Source organism: Armatimonadota bacterium, from assembly GCA_016223145.1.
In the GTDB taxonomy this organism is placed as follows: Bacteria; Armatimonadota; Fimbriimonadia; order Fimbriimonadales; family Fimbriimonadaceae; genus Nitrosymbiomonas.
Window position 1 is genome coordinate 65,351 of sequence record JACRPN010000020.1, and the last position, 21,770, is coordinate 87,120.

21 protein-coding genes are annotated in these 21,770 nt (G+C 61.9%); 9 read left to right on the forward strand and 12 right to left on the reverse strand.

Features of this window, described 5'->3' with window-relative positions; translation table 11 throughout:
* Window positions 1-151: 151 nt before the first annotated feature.
* From HZC36_15360 to HZC36_15380, 5 genes are read right to left on the reverse strand one after another with little or no spacing between them, the layout of a single operon-like run.
* Window positions 152-979 carry an ATP-binding cassette domain-containing protein gene (locus tag HZC36_15360; protein MBI5708359.1) on the reverse strand — a complete coding sequence of 276 codons (828 nt, stop codon included), beginning with the start codon at window positions 977-979 and terminating at the stop codon, window positions 152-154.
* 5 nt (window positions 980-984) lie between these two features.
* Window positions 985-2,058 carry an aminopeptidase P family protein gene (locus HZC36_15365; protein ID MBI5708360.1) on the reverse strand — a complete coding sequence of 358 codons (1,074 nt, stop codon included), beginning with the start codon at window positions 2,056-2,058 and terminating at the stop codon, window positions 985-987.
* Window positions 2,058-2,513, reverse strand: a complete 456-nt coding sequence (gene aroQ, locus HZC36_15370; GenBank protein MBI5708361.1) for a type II 3-dehydroquinate dehydratase — start codon at window positions 2,511-2,513, stop codon at window positions 2,058-2,060. The genes HZC36_15365 and aroQ overlap by 1 nt, the downstream gene beginning before the upstream one ends.
* Window positions 2,506-2,724 (reverse strand): Trm112 family protein, encoded by a 219-nt coding sequence (locus HZC36_15375; protein MBI5708362.1) that lies wholly within the window; start codon window positions 2,722-2,724, stop codon window positions 2,506-2,508. The genes aroQ and HZC36_15375 overlap by 8 nt, the downstream gene beginning before the upstream one ends.
* Window positions 2,721-3,938: a glycosyltransferase family 4 protein gene (locus HZC36_15380; protein ID MBI5708363.1), complete on the reverse strand. Its 1,218-nt coding sequence runs from the start codon at window positions 3,936-3,938 to the stop codon at window positions 2,721-2,723. The genes HZC36_15375 and HZC36_15380 overlap by 4 nt, the downstream gene beginning before the upstream one ends.
* Here HZC36_15380 and HZC36_15385 point away from each other — a divergent pair.
* From HZC36_15385 to HZC36_15395, 3 genes are all read left to right on the forward strand, one after another.
* The gene (locus HZC36_15385; protein ID MBI5708364.1) at window positions 3,937-4,317 is read left to right on the forward strand and encodes a hypothetical protein; all 381 of its coding nucleotides are present in this window, start codon (window positions 3,937-3,939) and stop codon (window positions 4,315-4,317) included. The two genes, HZC36_15380 and HZC36_15385, sit on opposite strands and share 2 nt — an antisense overlap.
* A gap of 65 nt (window positions 4,318-4,382) precedes the next feature.
* Complete coding sequence (locus HZC36_15390; protein MBI5708365.1) at window positions 4,383-7,340, forward strand: hypothetical protein; 2,958 nt, start codon at window positions 4,383-4,385, stop codon at window positions 7,338-7,340.
* An 87-nt stretch (window positions 7,341-7,427) separates the two neighbouring features.
* Window positions 7,428-7,826, forward strand: coding sequence for a GxxExxY protein (locus HZC36_15395; GenBank protein ID MBI5708366.1), 399 nt, complete (start codon window positions 7,428-7,430; stop codon window positions 7,824-7,826).
* 111 nt (window positions 7,827-7,937) lie between these two features.
* Here the strand turns inward: HZC36_15395 and HZC36_15400 are convergent, their stop codons facing one another.
* Window positions 7,938-9,416 (reverse strand): DASS family sodium-coupled anion symporter, encoded by a 1,479-nt coding sequence (locus HZC36_15400; protein MBI5708367.1) that lies wholly within the window; start codon window positions 9,414-9,416, stop codon window positions 7,938-7,940.
* 71 nt (window positions 9,417-9,487) lie between these two features.
* Here HZC36_15400 and HZC36_15405 point away from each other — a divergent pair, with 71 nt between their 5' ends.
* Window positions 9,488-10,348: a beta-ureidopropionase gene (locus HZC36_15405; protein MBI5708368.1), complete on the forward strand. Its 861-nt coding sequence runs from the start codon at window positions 9,488-9,490 to the stop codon at window positions 10,346-10,348.
* A 3-nt stretch (window positions 10,349-10,351) separates the two neighbouring features.
* On the forward strand, window positions 10,352-10,663 hold the full coding sequence (locus HZC36_15410) for a hypothetical protein (protein ID MBI5708369.1): 312 nt from the start codon (window positions 10,352-10,354) through the stop codon (window positions 10,661-10,663).
* On the opposite strand, the gene HZC36_15415 is transcribed toward HZC36_15410, so the two are convergent.
* Window positions 10,650-11,261: a hypothetical protein gene (locus tag HZC36_15415; protein ID MBI5708370.1), complete on the reverse strand. Its 612-nt coding sequence runs from the start codon at window positions 11,259-11,261 to the stop codon at window positions 10,650-10,652. The two genes, HZC36_15410 and HZC36_15415, sit on opposite strands and share 14 nt — an antisense overlap.
* A gap of 180 nt (window positions 11,262-11,441) precedes the next feature.
* Here HZC36_15415 and HZC36_15420 point away from each other — a divergent pair, with 180 nt between their 5' ends.
* Window positions 11,442-12,263 (forward strand): hypothetical protein, encoded by an 822-nt coding sequence (locus HZC36_15420; protein ID MBI5708371.1) that lies wholly within the window; start codon window positions 11,442-11,444, stop codon window positions 12,261-12,263.
* 155 nt (window positions 12,264-12,418) lie between these two features.
* Here HZC36_15420 and HZC36_15425 read toward each other — a convergent pair whose 3' ends face one another.
* Entirely contained in the window at window positions 12,419-14,212 is a 1,794-nt protein-coding gene (locus tag HZC36_15425; protein MBI5708372.1) for an ABC transporter ATP-binding protein, read from the reverse strand.
* A 1,788-nt stretch (window positions 14,213-16,000) separates the two neighbouring features.
* Window positions 16,001-17,149, reverse strand: a complete 1,149-nt coding sequence (locus tag HZC36_15430) for a transcriptional regulator (protein ID MBI5708373.1) — start codon at window positions 17,147-17,149, stop codon at window positions 16,001-16,003.
* Window positions 17,150-17,288: 139 nt separating this feature from the next.
* Here HZC36_15430 and HZC36_15435 point away from each other — a divergent pair, with 139 nt between their 5' ends.
* Both HZC36_15435 and HZC36_15440 read left to right on the forward strand, forming a co-directional pair.
* The gene (locus HZC36_15435; protein ID MBI5708374.1) at window positions 17,289-17,975 is read left to right on the forward strand and encodes a hypothetical protein; all 687 of its coding nucleotides are present in this window, start codon (window positions 17,289-17,291) and stop codon (window positions 17,973-17,975) included.
* A 231-nt stretch (window positions 17,976-18,206) separates the two neighbouring features.
* Window positions 18,207-18,992: a DUF4037 domain-containing protein gene (locus tag HZC36_15440; GenBank protein ID MBI5708375.1), complete on the forward strand. Its 786-nt coding sequence runs from the start codon at window positions 18,207-18,209 to the stop codon at window positions 18,990-18,992.
* Between the two features lie 104 nt (window positions 18,993-19,096).
* On the opposite strand, the gene HZC36_15445 is transcribed toward HZC36_15440, so the two are convergent.
* The 3 genes from HZC36_15445 to lipB form a co-directional block, all read right to left on the reverse strand.
* On the reverse strand, window positions 19,097-19,447 hold the full coding sequence (locus tag HZC36_15445; GenBank protein ID MBI5708376.1) for a YraN family protein: 351 nt from the start codon (window positions 19,445-19,447) through the stop codon (window positions 19,097-19,099).
* Window positions 19,444-20,058 (reverse strand): ribonuclease HII, encoded by a 615-nt coding sequence (locus HZC36_15450; GenBank protein ID MBI5708377.1) that lies wholly within the window; start codon window positions 20,056-20,058, stop codon window positions 19,444-19,446. The genes HZC36_15445 and HZC36_15450 overlap by 4 nt, the downstream gene beginning before the upstream one ends.
* A gap of 96 nt (window positions 20,059-20,154) precedes the next feature.
* Window positions 20,155-20,847 (reverse strand): lipoyl(octanoyl) transferase LipB, encoded by a 693-nt coding sequence (gene lipB, locus HZC36_15455; GenBank protein MBI5708378.1) that lies wholly within the window; start codon window positions 20,845-20,847, stop codon window positions 20,155-20,157.
* 193 nt (window positions 20,848-21,040) lie between these two features.
* Here lipB and HZC36_15460 point away from each other — a divergent pair, with 193 nt between their 5' ends.
* Entirely contained in the window at window positions 21,041-21,727 is a 687-nt protein-coding gene (locus HZC36_15460; GenBank protein MBI5708379.1) for a PEP-CTERM sorting domain-containing protein, read from the forward strand.
* The last annotated feature ends 43 nt before the right edge of the window (window positions 21,728-21,770 follow it).

Here is a 21,770-nt window from a genome sequence, read left to right on the forward strand (position 1 = left end):
CGGCTCTGGTCTGGCACCCCTTGCGGGGTGCAGGATTGGTGGGGGCTTGCCAAGGGTGTTGGTTCGCTCAACCCCTGGCCACTCTCTTCTGACCCCTGGCAGGGCCAGTTCTCCTCAATCGCCCGCTGGAGCTATGCAGCATCTGAGCCACCTAGCGAAGCAGGTTCTCGAGAAGCTGTCTTGCCGAGGGCTGCCTGATCGTCACGGAGCGCACGTCGTTGTATCCCTCCGAGAGCAGGCTCGCCGCGAGCGCCTGGCCCTCCCGAGTTCGTATCTTTAGCTCGGACCCGTTCTCCTCAAAATGCACTTCGAACGGCTGGCAGAGCGCCCGAACCCCCTCAAACTCCGTGGTCTCGACGACGATCTCCTCGAAGGCGTTCTCGCGGCGCAGGTCCTCGATCGATCCGACGAACGCCGGCGCACCCGAGCGGAGCACCAGAAGGTGGTCGGTCATCTCCGCCCAGTCCGGGTTTTGGGTAGCGACAACGAGAATCGCCCCCCCGGCCACCCGCTTCTGCAGGACCGCGAGCACGTCATGAAAGGTCCAAGGATCGAGCAGGTCCAAAAGCCCGTCGATGAGCATCACATCCGCGGTCCGCGCGAGCACAGGCAAGAGCAGGCACGCCTGCTGGCGGCCGGCGGCAAGGTCCGACACCTGTTTCTGGCGCACGTCCCAGAGCCCAAGACTGGTCAAGGCTTCGGCCACGTGGTGGGAGCCCCTGGACGCGCCCTCTTGCGCCAAGGATTGCGGCGTGGCCTTCCTGGGCAGCCCGTTTGGCGCCGCCAACACCACCTTGCCCGAAGCCTCAAGGTTCCCACGCGCTGGACGCTCCATCCCGGCCAAGACCTTCATGAGGCGGGACTTCCCAGAACCGATCGGGCCAAAAACGGACAACGTCCGCCGGCCGTCCAGGCGCAAGCCGATTCCAGGGCCGGAGTCCCCGAGGCTCAGGCCGTCCAGATGAAGGTGCGGCGTCATGGCATTCAGGCCGGCAGGACGAGCAGCTCTTTCGGCGAGTGGGTCAGCACTTCCACACCGGTCTCCGTGACCAGCACGTCATCCTCGATCCTCACGCCGCCGAAGCCCTCGATGTACACGCCCGGCTCAACCGTCCAGACCTGTCCCTGAGCCAAGATGTCGTCGCTCGTGGGGCTCATTCGCCCGGAATCGTGAACGACACGCCCGAGGCCGTGGCCCAACCCGTGGCCGAAGTACTGCGCGAGGCCCTTTTCGTCAAGTACCGCTCTCGCGTGGGCATCGACAGCCTTTGCTTCTAGGCCCGCCTTCATCATCTCGATACAGGAGGTTTCGGCCTTCAGAACCTGGGTGTAGACCTCCCTGTGCCGGTCCGAAGCCTCTCCGACCACCACGGTACGGGTCATGTCGCTGCAGAGGCCATCCACCTGCGCGCCGAAATCGAGCGTGACGAAATCGCCGACAGCGAGCTTCTTCTCAGAGGCGTGGCCGTGGGGCCTGGCGCTGCGCTCGCCGCTGACCACGATCGGCTCGAAGGCAAGTTGGGCGCCCTGACGTCGGAAAAAGAACTCGATATCCAGGGCGATGTCGTATTCGGATACCCCAGGCTGGATCATTCGGCAGACATGCTGGAAGCAAGCGTCAGCGAGCTTGCAGGCGCGCCGAATGCCCTCCACTTCCTCGGCGCTCTTGACCATCCGAAGCGGAGACACCAGGTTCTTTGCGGGGACCAGCTCGACGCTGGACCAAGCCTTGGCCCAATCTTCGAAAGTCGCATAGGTCACCGACTCGCTCTCGAAGCCAAGCTTGCCGATCCCCATCTTCTCGACGTGCTCCTTCAGGAATTGAACCGAGGTCACAGGGTTCGCAAACGTAAATACGGGCATTCCATGAACCTCTTCGCCGGCTTGGATCGTGTAGCGGCTGTCGGTCAAAAAGACCGCTTCGGTTCCTTTCAGCAGCACCCAGCCGGCGCTGCCCGAGAAGCCGGAGGCCCATCGGACGTTGGCAATTTCACTGACGAGAAAAGCCTCCAGGTTGCGGGCGGCCACGGCCTCCTGAAGACGGGTTAGGTTGGACATCAGACGGTTTCCTCGACAAACGTTGCGATGGCGTTCAGCGCCAGAACGTAGCTTTGCGCGCCAAACCCGCTGATCTGGCCGATGCAAACGGGAGCGATCACGCTGGTCTTTCGGAACTCCTCCCGGGCATGGACGTTGCTCAGATGCACCTCGATGACGGGGAGCCGCACGCTGACCAGAGCGTCGCGGAGCGCATAGGAGTAGTGGGTAAGGGCGCCCGGATTGACCACGATGGCGTTGCACCAGTTGCGGTGTTCCTGGATCGTGTCGATCAGAACGCCCTCCGAGTTGCTCTGAAGGATGCGAACGTCCATTTTGAGCGCCTTGGCCGCATCCTGGATGTCGGCGTCGATCTCTTCGAGGGTTCGTTTGCCATAAATGTCCGGCTGCCGAAAGCCGGTCAGGTTCAGGTTGGGCCCGTGCAGCACGAGCACTTTCAGATTGTCGTTAGTCATCCAGTTGGTCCTTGATCTTGCTGATGGGCACCCCGTCTTCCGGAGTCAGTTGAGGGATGCCGTCGACGACCGGAAACGCGTTGTGGCACTGGCCGCAGAGCAAGTAGTGTCCGTGCAGATCCAGCTTGGGCCGGTCGGCGCAAAGGGGGCACGCAAGGATGCTCAGGAGTTCGGCGTCGATGACGCCTTCGAGTTCTTCGCGTTCTGTCATTGGATCACCTCACGATAAGCTGCGCAGACGAGGGAGGCCATGCCCTTCCAGGTGAATTGGCGCGACCTTGCCTCGCCGGCCCCACGAAGGGACTCCAGCTTACTCGAATCGCCCAGCATCTCTCGGACCCTCGCAGCCCAAACTTCGGGTTCGCTCGAAGGCTCAATCACGGCGGCCTGTCCTGCCACCTCGGCCTGTGCGCCTCCTGGGCTGCAGAGCACGGGACACCGGCACGAAAACGCCTCCAGGAGCGTGATCCCGAAGCCCTCGTAGTGGCTCGGCGCAAGGTAGAGATCGGCAGCCGAATAGAGCGCGGAGAGCTGTCGGTCAGTGACGAACCCCGTCGCGAAACCGCGCGACCCCAGGGCCTCCTCGCCCCATCCCGCCTTGCCCGTCACCACGAGTCGGTGGGGTAGGGCGTCACCAAGGCGTTCGGCAGCGCGAAGGGCAAGGTCCATGTTCTTTCGGGGCCAACGGGTTCCCACGGTGAGCAGGAACGGGGTCTGGATTCCCAGTTCGGAGGACACCATTTGTCTCGCGAGTTCGCGCTCCGTTGGCCGAATGCCAAGGCCAGGGGCGAGCGGTGAGACTCGGACCTTTCCTTTCGCTGCCGGAACAAAACGCTCGATATCGGCGCGCGAGGTCTCGCTAACCGTGAGCACACGAGCCGCCCGCTTGGCGGAGGCCGGCACGAACTTCTGAAGGAGCACCCTGTCGCGCGGCTTAAACCACTCGGGCCCAATGAAGAAAGACACGTCGTGGATCGTGGTCAGCCCAATTCGCCCTGCAAGAGGGCTCAGGTTGTACTGCGTGTGGATGGCGCGCGCCCCCATCCTCCGTGCGGCGACGGGAAACGAAACGAGCGACCACCAACGCGACGACCTCGCGGGCAGGCAAATCCACTGAAACGCCGCTGAATCGGGAATCTCTGCGGGTCTCGGCTTGTTGGAAAAAAGCAGGAAGCGCAAGCCATGGTCTTGGCTCGCGAGCCCGTGGAGAAGGCCCGTCCAATAGGTGCTGTCGCCCGTGGAGGACCCGCCGGCCAGGCGTGCATCAATGGCGACGATCGGCTGCTCCATGGCGTTCGTTTGGCCCGATGTCTGCAGATCAGACACCCGGAACCCAAAGCGAATTATGGCTCCGAGCCCCGAGAGCTGGGTTCCGGCTGCTTGGAATGGACCATAATAGAGCGCTCCGGGAGCCGACAAGGCCATGAAAAAGAAACCTGCACCGATCGCCGCCGTGACCTTTCTCGTCGCCCTGGCATGCGCCGTGATCTTCTTCGGAAAGATGAACCAACCGGTCTCTGAGGAAGATCAACGCAAGATGGCAGAGCAGGAAGCCAAGAACAACATCCCCAAGACCGGCGAGTCGCGTCCGACGGTCAACAAGAGCGCGCTGGGGGTCAGCCTGGGTGACAAATCTGACAAGCAGGCCCCAGGTCCGCCCGAAGACAACCCCACGCTTGCGCCGGTGCCGACGATCCTCAAGGCCAACAAGTCCATGTTCCGGCCCACCCCGAACGAATCGGACCTGCAGCCCCAGTGGTATAAGAAGGACAAGCTTCAGCAGATTCCCGGCGAGAAGAAGTAGCCCTGGAGCGGTGCCGCGGTTGCCCCGCCGATAGGACTTCTTCATTCGCCGTCGAATAAGAGCGCATGCTTGCCGCCATCGCGCTGTTCTTTGTCGCCCAAACTCCAGCCAAAGGCCATGTTGCCGAGTTCTTTGGCGAGAGCGTTGGACTGAGGGTCGTGATGACCCCCATCGGCAAGACCGGGATCGCCGACGTGGCTGAGGAGTATTACGCCAAAGACGCCAAGGGCAAGTGGCGGATGGTCCTTACCTCTCCGACTTCCTCTCGGGTCAAGCTCACCTCTTCGGTCCCGCAACCCACGGCCCTGCGCCAGAGCGCCGGAAGGCTCTTCATCGAGCCGCCCGGATTCGCCTTCCAGCAAACGATCCTCTTCAGCCGCAAAGAAGGGAGCACCTTCACCCTAAAGCGCGCGGAAGGAGAGCGAGTCATCCAGAAGATCGTCGAGGTGCCGGCTATAGGAAAGGTCATCAAGGTCTCGCTGAGGGCGCATATGGCCAAGCCCCGCGAGAACATTGAGTACTTCGTGGATTCGCTGGCCTTTGCGCCGGACGGCAAGACCTTGAGCCAGGGCGGCAAGCCGGACTCCACCTTCTCGCCGGGGCTGCGCAAGGGCGACAACCAGGTTGTCGGCGACCACTTCTTCAGGGCTCCCGTCATCTCGGCCCAGAGGGGAACGATCGCCGCGCTCATGATGCCGGATGTCAATGTACTCGCCGAAAACCGCCCGATCCCCACAATTCTTGACCTGGACGCCAAGAACGACGTTGTGGACGCAACGCTGATGAGCTATGGCTTCGCCGATCATCGCGGTGTGGGGCACGTGTGGTACGCCCACGACGCCTCGATGGTTCGGCGCGTACCTCAAGACCTCAAACTGGCCTACCGCCTGATCCTGGACGCCAAGGCTGAACCCTTTGGGGCGTATCGACAGGCCGTAAAGCACCAGTGGGAGTGGTACGGACACGAGACCTTCGAAAAGATCCTGCCGCAAGCGATGCCGTTCGAGGAGTACGCCAAGGTCTGCTATCCGGCAGCCATCAACGGAGGAAGGCTGAAAGAGATCAATGGGGTCCAGACGGTGGACCCGGCGCGCAACTACCCCACGGAGCCGGGATGGTTCGAGGTGGAGATTGATGGCCAGATCTGTGGCGGAATCCCTGCTGGCTGGGGGTATCAGCAGGGTTGGGTGAGTTGGCAAAGCTGGTTCAACCAGCTCCGGTCGGCTTGGGGGCTGCACTGGTGGGGCCTGAAGCTGAAGAACCAGGATTGGATCGACAAGAGCAACAAGATGCTCAACCTGGCGCTCGCCGCGCCGATGGACCGGGGCCTCTGCCCGACCACCTATCAAATCAAGGAGAAAGCCTGGCTGGGCTCGCTTATCCGTCCGAGGGCCGACTGCTATTACGACCTGACCAACATCGCCTGGAAGGGCATCTGGATGCTCCGGTGGCTGGACTTTGAGGATTGCCCTCGCCGCGAAGACATCCTGAAACAGTGTCAAGAGATTGCTGGGGCGATGGTGCGACTGCAAAACGCCGATGGGTCCATTCCCACCTGGCTTACGAAGGACCAGAAGGTGGTGCCGATCCTAGATCACTCGGCGCAGACGGCTCTGCCGGCGTGGTTCCTCGCCGAGATATTGCTGTCGAAGCACGTCCCGTCACCGAATCCGGTCGCGGGAGCCTCCGGGGCCGCACGCGCGTCAGACTTTCTCGTCAAGAACGTCGTCGATCAGCAGCGCTGGTATGACTTCGAGACCTTCTTCTCCTGCTCTCCCAAGCAGTGCCTGCAAATGAACGGCGTCATCGATGACCCCGCGATGCACGATACGCACACGCTCTCGCCGCCCCAAAACACCCTCTGCATGCAGTGGGCCGCGGTGGCGTTGATGAAGACGTCGATGCTGCTGGGACAAGAGTCTTTGGGAGTGCCTTTGGGAGTGCGCGAGCTTGCTCGCGCTTTTCCGGGCCCTTCCGCGGAATCAAAGGAAATCCGTGGGAAGCCAAGCCAAAGCGCGAGCAAGCTCGCGCACTCCCAAACCCCGGCCCAATCCGAAATCCGCAATCCGAAATCCGCAATCTACAAAGCCGCTGCCCTCAAGGCCCTGGACATCATGGCGCTCTACCAGAACGCATGGAACATGAACTATCGCAAGACCGCTTATACGTTCGGGGGCTTCGGGGTCCAGAACTCCGACGGCGAGTACAACGACGCCCGCCAAGCGCAGTTCGGGTGCACTTTAGCGGACTTCGGCGCCGCGCTGGGACGGCGGGATTACTTCGAGCGCGGGGTGGCCGCCACACGCGCGGCGATGACGCTCATCAACCATCCGCTCCACCACGAGCTCGGCATCTATCCGAACCCGAACTACCCCCTCGGGCTCCAACCGGAGAACTGCTGCCACGGCGGCTCGGACCATCAGTCGGGCAGGACCGGATTCGACTGGGGCGAAGGGTCGGGCCTGGCGAGCATGGCTTGGCTGCTGGACAAGTTCGGCCCGGTCTACAAAACCAAGGACTGGACCGTCATCGTGGACGGCGGATTCGAGGGGGCCAAGTACGTGGTCAAGCCCAAGCCGCTCACCGATCCCACCTTCGACTTTGAGGATTGGCGCATGGAGGGCTGGCTCATCGAGGGGAGTTTCCCAGAAGTGCCGACCTGGTCCGAACGCCTAGACTTCGGCGTCAAGCGCGGGGAGGGGTTCATCGGCACCTGCGAAGACGGCAAAGGCAACTACGACGACGCCTATACAGGTTCGATCACGTCGCCGGAGTTTTCGGTCACCAAATCCAGGATTCGGCTGCTGGTCGGCGGTGGATCGCTTGAGGGCACCTACGTGGAGCTGATCGATGCGAGCGGCAAACGCCTCTTCGTCGAACGGGGACGCAATACGGAGCGGATGGACGAACGGGTCTGGGACGTGTCGGCGCTCAAGGGCCAGAAGCTGCGCATCCGGGCCGTGGACCGCGAAACCGGCGGCTGGGGACACATCAACTTGGGCCGTGTGCGGTGTGGGGATTGAACCTTCCGGATTTCGCACAGAGGCACGAAGGGGACACACAAGCCACAAAGGGTGTCACGTTCCAATTTGGTATTCGGTGTGCAGTGCATGAGCAACCTACCGCGGACTGAGAACGAGGTGGCGACCATCATCGTGGATTGCGCCTTTCGGGTCCACGAGGCATTCGGTCCCGGGTTGCTTGAGTCGGCCTATGAGGCGTTGCTCGAACAGGAACTTCGTCGTCGTGGCTTGTTCGTACAGCGGCAGCATCCCATTCCCCTCATGTACGGCGATGTGAAGTTGCCTGAGGGCTATCGAGCCGACTTGATTGTCGAGCGCATCGTCATTGTGGAAGTGAAATCGGTCGAGGAGATAGCGCCCGTTCACTTCAAACAGCTTCTCACCTATCTCAAGGTCGCCGACAAGCGACTCGGACTTCTGATCAATTTCAACGTGCCACTAATCAAAGATGGCATCAAGCGAGTCATCAACGGAAAGCTCCGCTGACAACGTTCTGGAGCCCTTTGTGTCTTCCGAATCTTGGCGCCTTTGTGTGAAACATCTGGGGGAAGTCCAAAGCAGCTCGTCAGCCCCTGAGCACTTGTTACGACAGCCAGTTCACTTCGCCAGGCCCATTGCCGGCAAGATCAGATACAGGCACCCCAGCGTGACGACGAAGCCGACGACGTCGATCAGGGCGCCGGACCGCATCATCTGTTTGGCAGGAACCAATCCGCTCGAATACACGATCGCGTTTGGCGCGGTCGAAACCGGCAGAATGAAACCGAAGCTCGCGCCCAGAGCCACACCCAGTGCCGGAGGAATCGGCGAGACACCGGCGCCGTTCGCGATGGCAATGGCGACCGGCACGAGGGTCGTGGCCGCCGCTGTATTGCTTCCAAGCTCGCTCAGGATGATCGCCGCCGCGATGCAGAGGGCGGTAATGGCCCAAAGCGAATGGGCTCCCGTCAGGTCTGCGGCTGTCTGGCCGAAGGTCTTGGCGAGCCCAGAGGAGAACATCGCCTGCCCCAATGCGATGCCGCCCCCAAAAAGCATGATCACGCCCCAGTCGATACTGGCAGCTTGTTTCCAGGTGATGGTTCGGCCGTGGCCCGTGTCGCGCGCCGGAAGGATGAACAGCAGCGCAACGCCCAAAAGAGCGGCCACGGCGGGCGTCAGATGGCCCTGGAGCCACTTGGTCCAGGGCGCGGCCTTTCCTTGCGCCAATTCGGTAGCGGCCGAAGAGAGGTCTGGGATCATCCACAGCGCGAGCACGATGAGGAAGGTGATCAGCACGTTTCGTTCGGCGGGGCCCATCCTTCCAAGTTCGCGGTAGCGTTCAAGGGCCAGCGGGCGCGCGTGGGCGATGCTCGGCGCATTCCTTCGGTAGAGGACCCAGAGCACGACCCAAGCGGCCAAAATCATCGCCAAGGTGATGGGCATCGCAAACGCGACCCATTGCATGAAAGTGATCGTTACACCGGCGGTCTCCTGGATCATACCGATGCCGATTAGGTTCGGCGGAGTTCCGACGGGTAGCCCAACAGCCACGCTCGATCCCCAGGTGAGCATGAGCATCATGGCCGTCGCGAACGGGATTTCGTCGGTACCCGCTCCCAGCGCGGACAACATGCTGACCCCGATCGGAAGCAGCATGGCGGTCGTGGCGGTGTTGGAGACGAACAGCGAGATGGCGCAGCCGATGAACCCCATCGCCAAAAGCAGTGATGACGGTGAGCGCGTCGCCCACTTCTGGGTCAGGATGAGCCAGGAGAAGCGGTTGGAGAGGCCGGTGATCTCCATGGCCTTGGCAAGGATGAAGCTGCCGACGAAAAGGGGAACGATGGTGTCGCCGTAGGCGGCAAATGCCTTCTTTTCATCGATCCCGCCAACAAAGACGAGAAGCGCGGTGCTGAGCAGGGCTGTGGCGGTGAGCGGCAACGCCTCGCTAACCCATAGCGTGACCGTGAGGACAAAGACCGCCGCCACCGGCGCCTGGTTGCCCGGTAGCCCACGGAGCAGCCACCAGGAAGCCGCAGAAGCGGCAAGGGACACTGCGAGCTTGAGGCGCGTCATCGAACCGCCCTGGTCTTCCATGCGAAGGATATTCGCCGCCTGCGGCCCTTCCCCTTCCGGGCTGCATCGTCGCCCGGCGGTACACTCCCCTCATGCCGTTCACGCTCGCTTGCGCCCAGCTTGCGCCCCAAAAGGCCAAACTTGACGCCAATATCGAGCGCATCGCCGACTTCACGGTGCAAGCTTCCCAGGGGGGCGCCGATCTGGTTCTCTTTCCTGAGTCAGCGGTCTCTGGCTACTACCTCGAGGGTGGCGTGCTCGAAAACGCCCTCGAAGCCGAGGACCTCTGCACCCGCCTGGACCGCGCCACGCAAGGGCGGCTGAGCCAACCGACAGACATTCTTGTCGGTTACTACGAGAAGGCGGGAGGCGGACTCTACAACAGCGCCCTCTATGTGGAATTGCAGCCAAACGGCGCCAAGGCCGTTCACAACTACCGAAAGTTTTTCTTGCCGACGTATGGTCTCTTCGACGAGGAGCGGTTCGTTTCGCGCGGCCACAAGCTCGGGGTGTTCGACACGCGGCTGGGGCGCTTTGGCGTGCTCATCTGCGAGGACGTGTGGCACTCTCTGCTCTCGACCCTTTGCGCGGTGCAGGGCGCTCAGGCCATCTTGGTTCCGAGCGCTTCTCCTGGACGGGGCTTCCACGGGTCGGAACCAGAGAACCACGCGCGCTACCGCCGCATGTTGAGGGCCATCTCCGAGGAGCACGGCCTGTTCACCGCAAACGTTCAATTGACTGGCTTCGAAGGCGGGAAGGGCTTCGTCGGCGGCAGCATGGTTTTCGATCCCATGGGCAACCCGATCGCCGAAAGTCCGCTCATCGAGGAGCACCTGCTGATGGCGAAGATTGATCCCGATCTACAGGCCATAGCCAGGAGCGCCACGCCGCTGCTTGCCGATCTGAGAACGGCTTGGGCGGACATATCCAGGATGGTTCAGGAGGTCGAGTAGCTCTTGCCGACGCTAACCGTAAGAAGGGACTCGCCCAAGGACTCAGGCTTTCGTCAGGTGCACGTGTTTCTCGATGAGCGCCCCATAGGCGTTCTGAACCCCGGGGACTCCGTTCAGGAGGAAATCGAGCCCGGCAAGCACGCACTCAAGGTCTACAACACGCTGGTCACCAAGTCGCTGGAATTCGAGGTTGCGGCGGGCGATTCGGTTGCCTTTATGACGGGGAACCAAGCATCAGGGTGCCTGATGGCGATCGCCGTTTCGTTTGGGATTGGGGTGATGGGCGTGTTTCTGGAACCGGTCAAAAACGCCTGACCAAGCTGGCGGTCCAGAGCACCGTTTTCTCCTCGAAGAGCATCCGCACAACCGCCTCCTTGGAGGGCCGATATTCGAGCCCTTGGGTTAGCCGTCCGGCGTCGTATTCGCTTACGAGCCGGATCCAGTTCGCAAACGGGATGTTGAAGCTCGCAATCGCCCCGTTTCGCGCTCCGAGGCTGGCGCCCAGCGTGAACTCCAAGGGCACATTCTGGTTGAGCTTTCCGTCAAGGCCGTAGTGGTAGGTGGTCACCCAGTAGAACCGCCGGCCGGCCTCCGACCTGTTCAGAGCATCTTGAACGCCGATCGAGACGCCCGGGATCAGCGTCACCACCGGATCGGTGTAATTGTAGGCAAGGTCGAAAGTGAATTGGGACTCGTGCCCCGGCCGCCGGTCCCAGACGAGCTCTCCGTCGAAGACCGTCGCAAAGCCTAGGCCGACCCGCTGTGAGGCCGTTCTTCCCTCGGCGCCGCTCCAGAGCCCTTCCAGCTTCAGCGCCCCGTAAGGGAGCTTTTGTGCGATCGGACCGTGAATAAAGCGATCGGCTGCAGCAGACGAGGACAACGCAATACCGATCAGCAGAGGCACATATTTCACGAGCCGGAAGATACCTGGATTCCGGATTCTATGAAAAGAAGTATAGATTGTCACACTTTGGTTTACTCGCAACAATAGCAGGTTGTGATGCGAAGTCTGACAATATCCCAAAACACAGCTATCACAGTGCTGTAACGTTGCTACAAGACGCGTATCCACTAAATGAAAGGAGATCAGAACATGAGGGTAATGAGATACTCAGTTTGCGCGCTGAGCGCTTCACTGGCGGGCGTCGCGCTCGCACAGTCGGGACCAACCATTGACGTCTACGGCTCGTTTGCGCCAAACGCCTACGGTTCGCCAAGTTGGGGAGGCTACGTCTCGAACGCGATGTATGCACTTGAGAATGGGCTTTCAAGTGTGGGCACGCCTGCGACGGATCCGACGGCCTACTATCAGGTGACTACCGCTCCGCTGAGCCGCAACATGGTCACGAGCTTCAATTCCTGGCTCGGCAAGGCCGACCCCGGAACGGCTTTTGGCCCAGCGTTCGCCTCGGAGTTAGGCAATCGCCTGCATTTCGGTTTGCGGATCATCTCGCTGGGAACGGCAAACAGGTTCAGGCTCGAGGATCTGACGTTCGACATGAACAGTTCGGACGGTGGCAACGAGCTGGACTTCGACGGCGACTTCATTGGCTACACCTACGAAGCCAGGCGCATGGGCATTGACTATGGAGGGGACGGTATTAAGGGCACGCTTGACGACATCGTCTATGCCAGCGGTCAAGCTGGCACGAACTTTGTCAACGAACTATGCTACGTTGGAGTTGGCAATGCATGGTGGCCGTGGCCCGGAACCGACCAAGCGCAAATTGATAGCGAGGTCGCGAGAGTGATGGCGCTCGGTATGCCTAACACCGTCTCAACATCGTACTCGATCGTTATCAACGGCTCGACGTACAGCAATACAGGCTCTGTGGTCCTGACGCCAGAGCCAGCGTCGTTCCTCGTCTTTGGCTTGCCAGTGCTCGCGTATCTACGCCGCAAGCACCGCTCGTAAGCATCCGAGTATTGAGTCTTGTTGGGAAGGCTTGTGCCCGCAATGAGTGCCCCTGAGGCCCACCTCAGCGGCACTCATTGCTTGAGACACAGTGAAAACAGCTCGTCCAGATCGAAGTCTTTAGTGCTGATAGCCCTCAGAGGAGCGCTTCCGCGCTACTCCGCGCCGGCTTCCAGCGCAACCGCAAACTGTTGCCGGTAGAGCGCTGCGTAGAGGCCGTCGTGGTCGAGCAGCTTCTCGTGGGGACCCAGCTCTTTGATCTCTCCCCGATCCAGAACCACGATGCGGTTGGCCTTGACGATCGTGCTCAATCGGTGCGCGATGACGAAGCTCGTCCGCCCTGCGAGCAGGTTGTCGAGGGCCTCTTGGAGCAGGGCCTCGGTCTGCGAATCGAGCGCGCTTGTGGCCTCGTCGAGGATGAGGATTTTCGGATCGGCGAGCAGGGCCCTGGCAATGGCGACCCGCTGCTTCTCGCCCACGGAGAGCTTGATGCCGTCCTCGCCGATCTTGGTTTCATAGCCGTCGGGAAGACTCACGATGGCATCGTGGATCATGGCCGCCTTGGCGGCCGCGTGGACCTCCTCCTCCGTTGCGTCGACTCGCCCATAGCGAATGTTCTCGAGCACGCTGGTGTTGAAGAGGATGCTCTCTTGCGGCACGACGCCCACCTGCCTTCGGTAGGTGGCCAGTTGCACGTCCCGGAGGTCGATCCCGTCCACGGCGATCCTGCCCTTTTGGGGGTCGTAGTTGCGCAAAAGCAGGCTGGCGAGAGTGGTCTTGCCACTTCCAGAAAAGCCCACGAGAGCGATCATCTCTCCCGGGGCCACGTCCAGGTCCAACCCCCGAATGACGGGCTGGTCTGGCTCATACTCAAACCATAGCCCGTCGAATTGCACGCGGCCCATGATCGGCGGCATCGGCGGCGCGCCCGGCTTGTCGTCCACCTTGTTGGGGGTGTCCAAGGTTCGGAAGATTCGGTTCAAAGCGGCCTCGGCGCGTGCCATCGGGTCGATCGCCACCAGGAACCGCACGATAGGGTTGTACACGTAGCCGATCGAGTACATCAGGAACATGATCAGCGTCCCCGCGCCCATCTCTTCCTTCAGGCACAAGTACCCGCCGAACAGAAGCACCAAGCCCTGGCCCACACCGGTCATGGCGTCGGCGGCGGTCCAAAGGCCCCCGCCCAGGGCGCCCTGACGCAGGTTCAGTCCCATCAGGTCGCGGGTCGTGCCCATGAAGCTGCGGGCTTCCCAGCGCTCCTGCCCAAAGCTCTTGACCACCTGGACGCCCGAGAGCTTTTCCTGCATGTCGCCATACATCACGTCGCGCGTGCGCCGGATGTCCTCGCTCGTGCTCTGTAGCGGCTTCAAATAGCGCCGGAAATTGAAGACGTAGATCGGCATGATGGACCAGGCCATCAGCGCAAGCTGCCAGTTGATCGAGAACAGCACCACGCACACGATCGTGAGCTGGACCAGGTCGCTCAGCATCGTGTTCAGGTTGCCGGTGATCAGGCCGTTGACCGTGCTCGCGTCGTTGATGATGTTGCTGACCAGCTTGCCGGTCTGGTTTTTCTCGAAATAGGCCAACGGAAGCTGCTGCATGTGGTCGTAGAGCTTGCCGCGAACCGTGAGAAGCACACGCTGCCCGAAGAGGCTCGTGGAAACGCCAAGCGCGTATCCGAGAAATCCGGCGGTTAGCGAGAACCCCACGATGAACGCAAGGTACATGAGCGCGTTCACGTTTTCGCCTCGCTGGAGACGGTTGACGATGTCTCCCAAGATGAGCGGGGGCACAAAGCCGAACCCGGATTGAAGGATCGTGAGCGTCCAGACCAGGATCATCAGCTTGCGAAACGGCCTTAGCTCAGGCATCAGCCTTCGCAGCAGGGCGAAACCGGTGCGGTATTTGGGCGGACTTGGACTCTCAGGCTCTTGGTCGGACATTGGGTGTGCGTCCCGTATTTTACGAACCTCGGGCTGCGATTGCCAGACCCCTTGGGGTGAGGATGGTGAGTGGGTGAGGACGGTGAGCCGGTGATGGGGTGAGTCGGTGAGGATGGTGAGTCTGTGAGGATGGTGAGTCTGTGAGGATGGTGAGGGTCGTGAGAATGGTGAGAGTGGTGAGAGTGGTGAGTCGGTGATGGGATGAGTCGGTGAATCGGTGAGTCGGCGACGATGGTGAGGGTGCTGATTGGGCGAGGGTGTTGGGAGTGGCGGGGACGGAGCGCAAGCATCCACGCCTGGCCTGCAGTGCAGGGAGCTATAGCATTCGCCCCGTAGGCCCGGAGGGCCGACCGAGTGAAACCTTAGGAACCACCTCTCCCCCTGGGGAGAGGGCCCGTGCCTGCCCCGATTCAATCGGGGAGCGCAGTGAATCGAAGATGCCGCGCCTTACGGGACGGGGGTGAGGGGGTCCGGGGTCTGAGGTCCGAACGGAGAGCTCTCACCAACCACCAACCGCGCACCGCACACCTGCGCTCCCCGTAGGCCCTGAGGGCCGACCGAGTGGAACCTTAGGAACCACCTCTCCCCCTCGTGGGAGAGGGTCCGTGAACGCAGTGAACGGGGGTGAGGGGTCCGGATTGCAGGGCCATGATCTCGCGTACCACCTCGCCCCTTGGGGGAGAGGCGGTGAACGTAGTGAACCGGGTGAGGGGGGGGCGAGAGCTAAACGTGCATGCCCATCACCACCCCGCAGGCCCGGAGGGCACACCGAGTGGAACCTTAAGAACCACCTCTCCCCCTGGGGAGAGGGACGGTGCCTGCCTCGATTCCATCGGGGAGCACAGCGAACGGGGGTGAGCCCCTTGGGGGAGAGGCCGGTGAACGTAGTGAACCGGGTGAGGGGGCTCTGAGAGCTACGCTTGGACGCTCCCCGTAGGCCCTGAGGGCCGACCGAGTGAAACCTTAGGTACCACCTCTCCCCCTGGGGAGAGGGCCCGTGCCTGCCCCGATTCCATCGGGCAAGCCACCCTTCGGGTGGGCAATCCGAGGAATTGTAGTGTCGGGTGGCTGCAGACGCCAGTCTGCTGAGATCGAAGGACTCATTCGTTCGGCCGGTCACTGCGTGGCCACTTCGTGTGAGCCCCGACTACCGTTAGCCCTCTTGTTGTGTGGCTACCCCGATCCTCGGGGTTGAGGCCCGAAGCCTTGCGTTGAAGGTCAAAGTAGGCACAGACCAGGTTGACACCTTGCTTCCTCTCCCTTCCCTATTGCATGGGGCTCAGCTTGGGCCGTAGACACTGCACGATGACTACAGAAATAACAGTCCCAAAGTCCTCAAAATCCAGAAGTGGCCGAGGATTTGGAGGATTTCAGGGACTCGGAAGCTTGGGCGAGCAAAAGCTATGAGGGGGCACCGTCTCCCTCCCCAACCCGTCCCTCAGTTTCCACGGGAGTGAAAACCAAGGGAGGGGCAATAGCGCCCAGCGCCCATCGCTTTTCGAGGATCCAGGACGTGTCAGCGCTAGGGGCCAGGCACGGATGCCTGCGCTCCGTCCGCCCGCTCTTCGCCCCTCGCCCTTCGCCCTTCGCTCATCCAGGACGTGTCAGCGCTAGGGGCCAGGCAAGGATGCCTGCGCTCCGTCCGCCCGCTCTTCGCCCCTCGCCCTTCGCCCATCGCTTTTCGAGGATCCAGGACGTGTCAGCGCTAGGGGCCAGGCAAGGATGCCTTCGCTCCGTCCGCCCGCTCAATCGCCCTTCGCCTCTCGCCTCTCGCCTCTCGCCTCTCGCTCATTCGCCAAGGCGTTCAATCACCTTTTTGCGACGTGACGCAAGGTCGGGCGACCAGTAGCCGTGGAGGTCCCTGAGGCCTTCCAGCGCAGACATATGGCCGGAGGCGCTCAGGAAATCCTGGCTCTGGAAGCTCGCCTCAAACGCCACCTTGCGCGCCAGGAACGCCAGGTTCGCAGCGTCCGCCCCGAAGAAAGGCTCAGCTTCCCGGATCGCCGCCGCCCGGTCGCCATATTTGGCCTCGAGCCAGGCGATCATCAGCCGCGCGAGCACCTCGTAGTCCGGCGAATCGTGCGGCCGCTCCAGCATCTCCTTGGCCAGGCTCGGGTAACCGGCCCAATCCAGGAACATCGCGCGCATGATGCCGTAGTCCGCCCGCTCCCCCGGCGCCATCGCCGAAAGCTTCTTCTCCAGCCAGGAGAGCCGCGCCGAGGCAAATCGGGGCGTCTTGATGACCGGAAACCCGGTCCAGACCGACGAAAGCTGCCACCGCGACAGCGTCTCCGGGTCAATCCCAGACTCCTTGCCCAGGGAGTACGCGGCGAAATAGGCCTGGCCGCAGAGGTCGTGGTCTCCGATCTGCATGAGGGTCCGCGCGAGGATCACCAGCGCCCGGCAGGTGTTCTCGGCGCTCTCGCCTTCGTGCGCCGCGCTGCCGCCATGCCTGAGCAGCGAGGTCATGATCGCCGAGCCCCACCGGTGGGTCTGATGGAACGACTCAGCCTCCGCGCGGTCCAAAAAATCCCTTGAGAGCGGCTGGATCGGCTCGACGACCTCGTCGCCGAGCGTCAACACTAGCTTCCTCGCCTGCTGGAACCCGATCCGCGTCTGGCCCGATTCGAACCGCTGCCATGCCGAAGGCGACACGTCGCAGAGCTCTCCCGCGCTGCGGATGGAAACGCGGCGGGTGTGGCGCGCGAGCCGGAGCCACCAGCCGGGGTGCACTCCATGGGCCGGCGGCTGGAACCGTTCTCCCGCGGCCAGCGTGTCGAAGACGGCCTCGCGCAGGGCCTCGGCCGGTTTGGCGGTGCCGGCCTCCCAGCGTTTGATCGAAGCGACCGATACCCCGATCAACTCCGAGAACTCGCGCAGCGACATTTTCATGCGCTGGCGCTCGAACCGGACGGTCGCTGCAAAGGCCTCGGCCATGCGCCCATCGTAACACAGTTTGAGCTAGAGCTAGCTCGTGTCCCACAGATGAGCCACCCCCAGAGTGTCCCAAAAGGGGGTCAGACGGCTAATGAGTCGTTACAGCGATTTCATCCAGAGGACAAAAACAATGAACACTTTGAAACTTACAATCATCACTTCGCTCGCCGCCGTTTGTGCCGTGAGCCATGCCTTCGTCGTTAACGGCAGCTTCGAAAGTGGGGTGGCTTATTCCGGCGGACCCAACATCTTCTCAGCAGGAACGCCTACGCCCTGGGTGGCCACCGCGTTCACCCCCGACATGTACGACAATACCGGCGCCGACGGCTGGAATCTGGCCGGCATCCCCGCCTACCAGAACATGTTCGCCAACACTCTGGCGTTCCAAGGACATCGCTTCATCGGGTTTGCCGTCTCGACGACGATGGGCTTCTATGAGGCCTTTGGGCAGAACGTGAGCGGCCTCACCATAAACGCGACCTACACGCTCCAGACCTCCTTGATCACCGACACACACGCCTCGATCCCGCAGTACGGCGGCCCCTATTCCGGATTCGGCGTGGTGGACGTGTACTTCAACAACACCCAAATCGGCACCTTCTCGGCCAATACCGTGGCGCTCACCTGGCAGACCCGCAGCTTTTCTTTCGTCGCGCCGGCCGCAAGCGGGTTCCTAGAGTTTAGGGCTACGGCGAACCCGTTCGACCCGGTCCTGCAGGGCTCCTACATGGGCATGGACGACATCGGGGTGGTGCCTGAGCCGGCAGGGCTCTCGGTGATGCTTATCGGGGTGGCGGCCATCGTGAGGAGGCGGGGCAGGGCGTAAGGGCGCGGGCAGATGAGGTCCGAGGTCTGAGGTCTGAGGTCCGGGGCCGGAACCTGCGGCCCCGGACCTCAGACCTCAGACCTCATCCTCCGTACTTCCGTCCGCCCACACTTCCGCACTCCCGTCCCCTCATCTCATCATCTCTTCATCCCTTCACGTTCCGAATTGCCCTCCCTTCTCCCTCCGCCTGGCCGTTCGCTCCCAGAAGCGGCTCGCGAGTAAGCTCGCCGCATGATCCCCCACCACGCGCGCGCCATTCAGCGACTCAAGGAGGCCTTTGAGCCCGATCCCGACGTGCTGGCGATCATCGTGGGCGGGTCGGTGGCCAAGGGCTGGGCGCGGGAGGATTCCGATGTGGACTACATCGCGGTGGTCTCGGATGGCACTTTCGAAAGCAAGCTCGCAGAAGGGCGGCTGATGACTTACCGAACGGACCTCACCGACTATGAGGGCGGCTACACGGATGGCAAGATCGTTCCGCTGAGCTTTCTACACAAAGTGGCAGCCAGCGGCAGCGAACCGGCTCGTTCGGCGTTCCTGGGGGCCATCGTCCTGTTCGACCGGACAGGCGAAGTCTCGCCGCTGATCGAGCAGATCCTCCAATATCCTGAGGCAGGCGTCGAGGAGCGCATCCGCCGCTTTCACTCCCAAATGATGATCTGGCGGTGGTTCGTCGGGGAGGCTGTCAAGCGGGGCGACCCCTATCTGATGGCGCGAGCAACCTCGGAGCTGGCACTCTTTGCGATGCGGATGGTGATCGCTGAGAACCGGCGGCTCTATCCCTATCACAAGTGGGCCATGCGAATGGTGGAGGAATGCCGTGACAAGCCTGAAGGGATCCTGGAGAAGCTTCGAGCGATGCTTGACGAACGGACGGAGGAGGCGGCGCAAGGGGTTGTGGACGCGATGCACGCGTGGCGTCCAATGGCGGTGGACTACGGCGAGCACTGCCACCACTTCCTGGAAGACAGCGAGTGGAACTGGATGGAAGGGGTGGCTCCGATCGGGGATCGGTGAGGGTGTGCTCCGGCCGTTGACAAAAAGGTTTGGGAACGCGAAGCAGATCCTCGTGGACTTGCATGCCCTGATCATCGGGGCGCTCCGTTCTGAGCTTTCCACAGCTATGGCCAGAACGCTTCGCGGTGAAGCCGGATTCCCGTCGGCGTGACGGTGACGACGTCGTAGCGCACCGGACGCTCCGGCCCTTCGTAACCCGCCAGATACTCCTCAGCCGCCGCGAACAGCCGCTCACGCTTGCGGTCCCCGATAGCCTCCTCCGGCGAGCGTTCAGCCTTCACGGTGGACTTGACCTCCACAAACACCAGCACCTCGCCTTCCAGCGCGATCAGGTCGATCTCGCCGTGCCTGGCCTTGAACCTGCGGGTGATGATCGTGAACCCCTGCTCCTGCAGAAAGCGGGCCGCCTCATCCTCGGCGGCCGAACCCGCTTTTCGGGGCTGCAAACCGCTCATGTGGCGAACTCGAAGCTCAGCGAGAGCTGGTCTTCGGGCCTCAAGGGGTGGAACGACCGCCGGTGGATGGGGCAGGGTCCGTGGTGGGCGATGGCTTCCAGGTGGTCCGGCGTGCCGTACCCGAAGTGCCGTTCAAATCCATATTCGGGGTAGAGCTTGCCGTAGGCGCACATGATCCGGTCGCGCTCGACTTTGGCGAGGATCGAGGCGGCGGCAATGGCGGCCACCTTCCCGTCCCCTTTCACCACCGCCTCAGCGCATTCCGGGAGGCCTGGCGGGAGTTTGTTGCCGTCCACCAGCACCTTCAGCGGAAGCACCGAGAGATCGGCAAAGGCGCGCGCCATCGCCTGAAACGTTGCACGCAAGATGTTGATGCGGTCGATCACGTCGTGGTCCACGACGGCGAGGCTCCACTTGGCCTCCGCGCGGATCCTATGGGCGAGCACTTCGCGCGTCAGGGCGTCGAGCTGCTTGGAGTCGTTCAGGCCCTCGACATCGAATTCCGGCGGGAGCATGACGCACGCCGCGACGACCGGCCCGGCAAGCGGCCCTCGTCCGGCCTCGTCGATACCGGCGATCCCCGTTTGGTGTAGCAGCGCCTCCTTGCCCATCTCTCCTTCGATCCTCGATCCGCGTTGCTCGACGGTTGCTTGCCTCCCTCCGCGTCCTCTGGGTGAGGCTTCGGAGCGCAGGCTGAAGACCTGCGGCTAAAGCCCCCGATCCGAAAGACGCGCCAACAGCGCTTCCCGACTTTGCTCTTCGAAGGAAATCCCGAATACCTCCCGAAAAGCGTCCGTGAAAGCCCGTCTCGAATCTGCCAGCGTTACGGACGAACCTGATTCCCGTTCGATGCTGGTCACGCCGTACCCTTTGATCCCGCAAGGCACGATCAAGTCGAACGGCGACAGGTCGTTGCAGACGTTCAGCGCGATGCCGTGCATGCTGACCCACTTGCGCACCTTGATGCCGATCGCGCAGACCTTCGCGCCGTTCACCCACACACCTGTGTGGGGCGGGAATCGGTAGCCTTCGAGGCTCCAGTCCCTAAGCGCCACGATCACGGCCTCTTCAAGTTCTCGAAGCCATTTGTGGAGGTCTTTGCCGACGAGGTCGAGGTGGAAGATGGGATAGGCGACGAGTTGGTCCGGGCCGTGAAAGGTCACGTCGCCGCCGCGCTCGGTGGGCTCGACGTCGAATCCCAGCTTGCGGTACTCCTCCACCGGCAGGAGGAGGTTTTCGTCGTGGAAGCTCGCTCCGAGAGAGAACACAGGCGGATCGTGCTCGACGAAGAGAAGGGTGTCGGGCAAATCGCCGGCGATGACACCCGCCATGACTCGCTTCTGCAGCTCCGTGCAGGCGGCATAGGGCATCCGTCCGAGGTTGGTCCAGCGGCCCGTCACAAGCTGATTGTGCCTGATGCAGGCTTGAGGCGTCGAAAGATGCCCTATGGATCCCCCGGCAAAACTGCTGTTTCATCGCTTATGCGACACGCCTTTGGCCATTCTTCTTGCACAGAACAAAGAAACTTCGTATAATGCGGTCGAGGGTGCTCTTTGTGCCCATGTCTGCTTTGCAGCCTAAAAGGAGTCGAATATGAAGTCAATTTTGAGCATTGCGCTCGTATGCGTTGCATGCCTGTCTAGTGCGACTGTTCTGACGTTTTCCGACCTGGGAAAGCCGGATGGTTCAGGTGGCAGCACCGCCCTTGTGAACTATGACGCGATTGACCAAGGCTACGGAGACAATGTCACCGGGTCGGGAGGTTTCCCTTCGGGTTCGTACCTCATGGGGAACGGCTGGACGCCAAACGTGACGGCCTCGTATGACACGGTTGACGGCACCGGTGCGAGCGTTGAGAACTGGGTGGAATACTGGGACACCGGTTACGGGGACCTCGTGGACGTCGCCTATGCCGGCATCAGTGGCTACTATGCGCGAATTACGCTTACCCCTGATTCCGGCAACACGGTGACCATCAACAGCTTTGACCTAGCGGGGTGGCCGACTTCTGACCTGACGGCGGATGCAATTCATATCCTGAATGCCTCAGGCACAGAAGTGTGGAGCGCTTCTAGCATGAATGTTGAGGGTAACGCGGGCCACACGTCCTTTTCTCCTGGCATCTCGTCTTCCGGAGCGTTGACCATCGAGTGGGGAACCAACTGGAACATCGGCATCGACAACGTCAACTTTGATCAGGGTCTGGTACCTGAGCCCGCCAGCTTGGCTGTTCTGGGTCTGGGAACGCTGGCGATGATTCGAAGGAAGCGCAACCGTTAGCGAGCCTTTGCTCTGAATCACTCGACCTCCGATCCCTGACTGG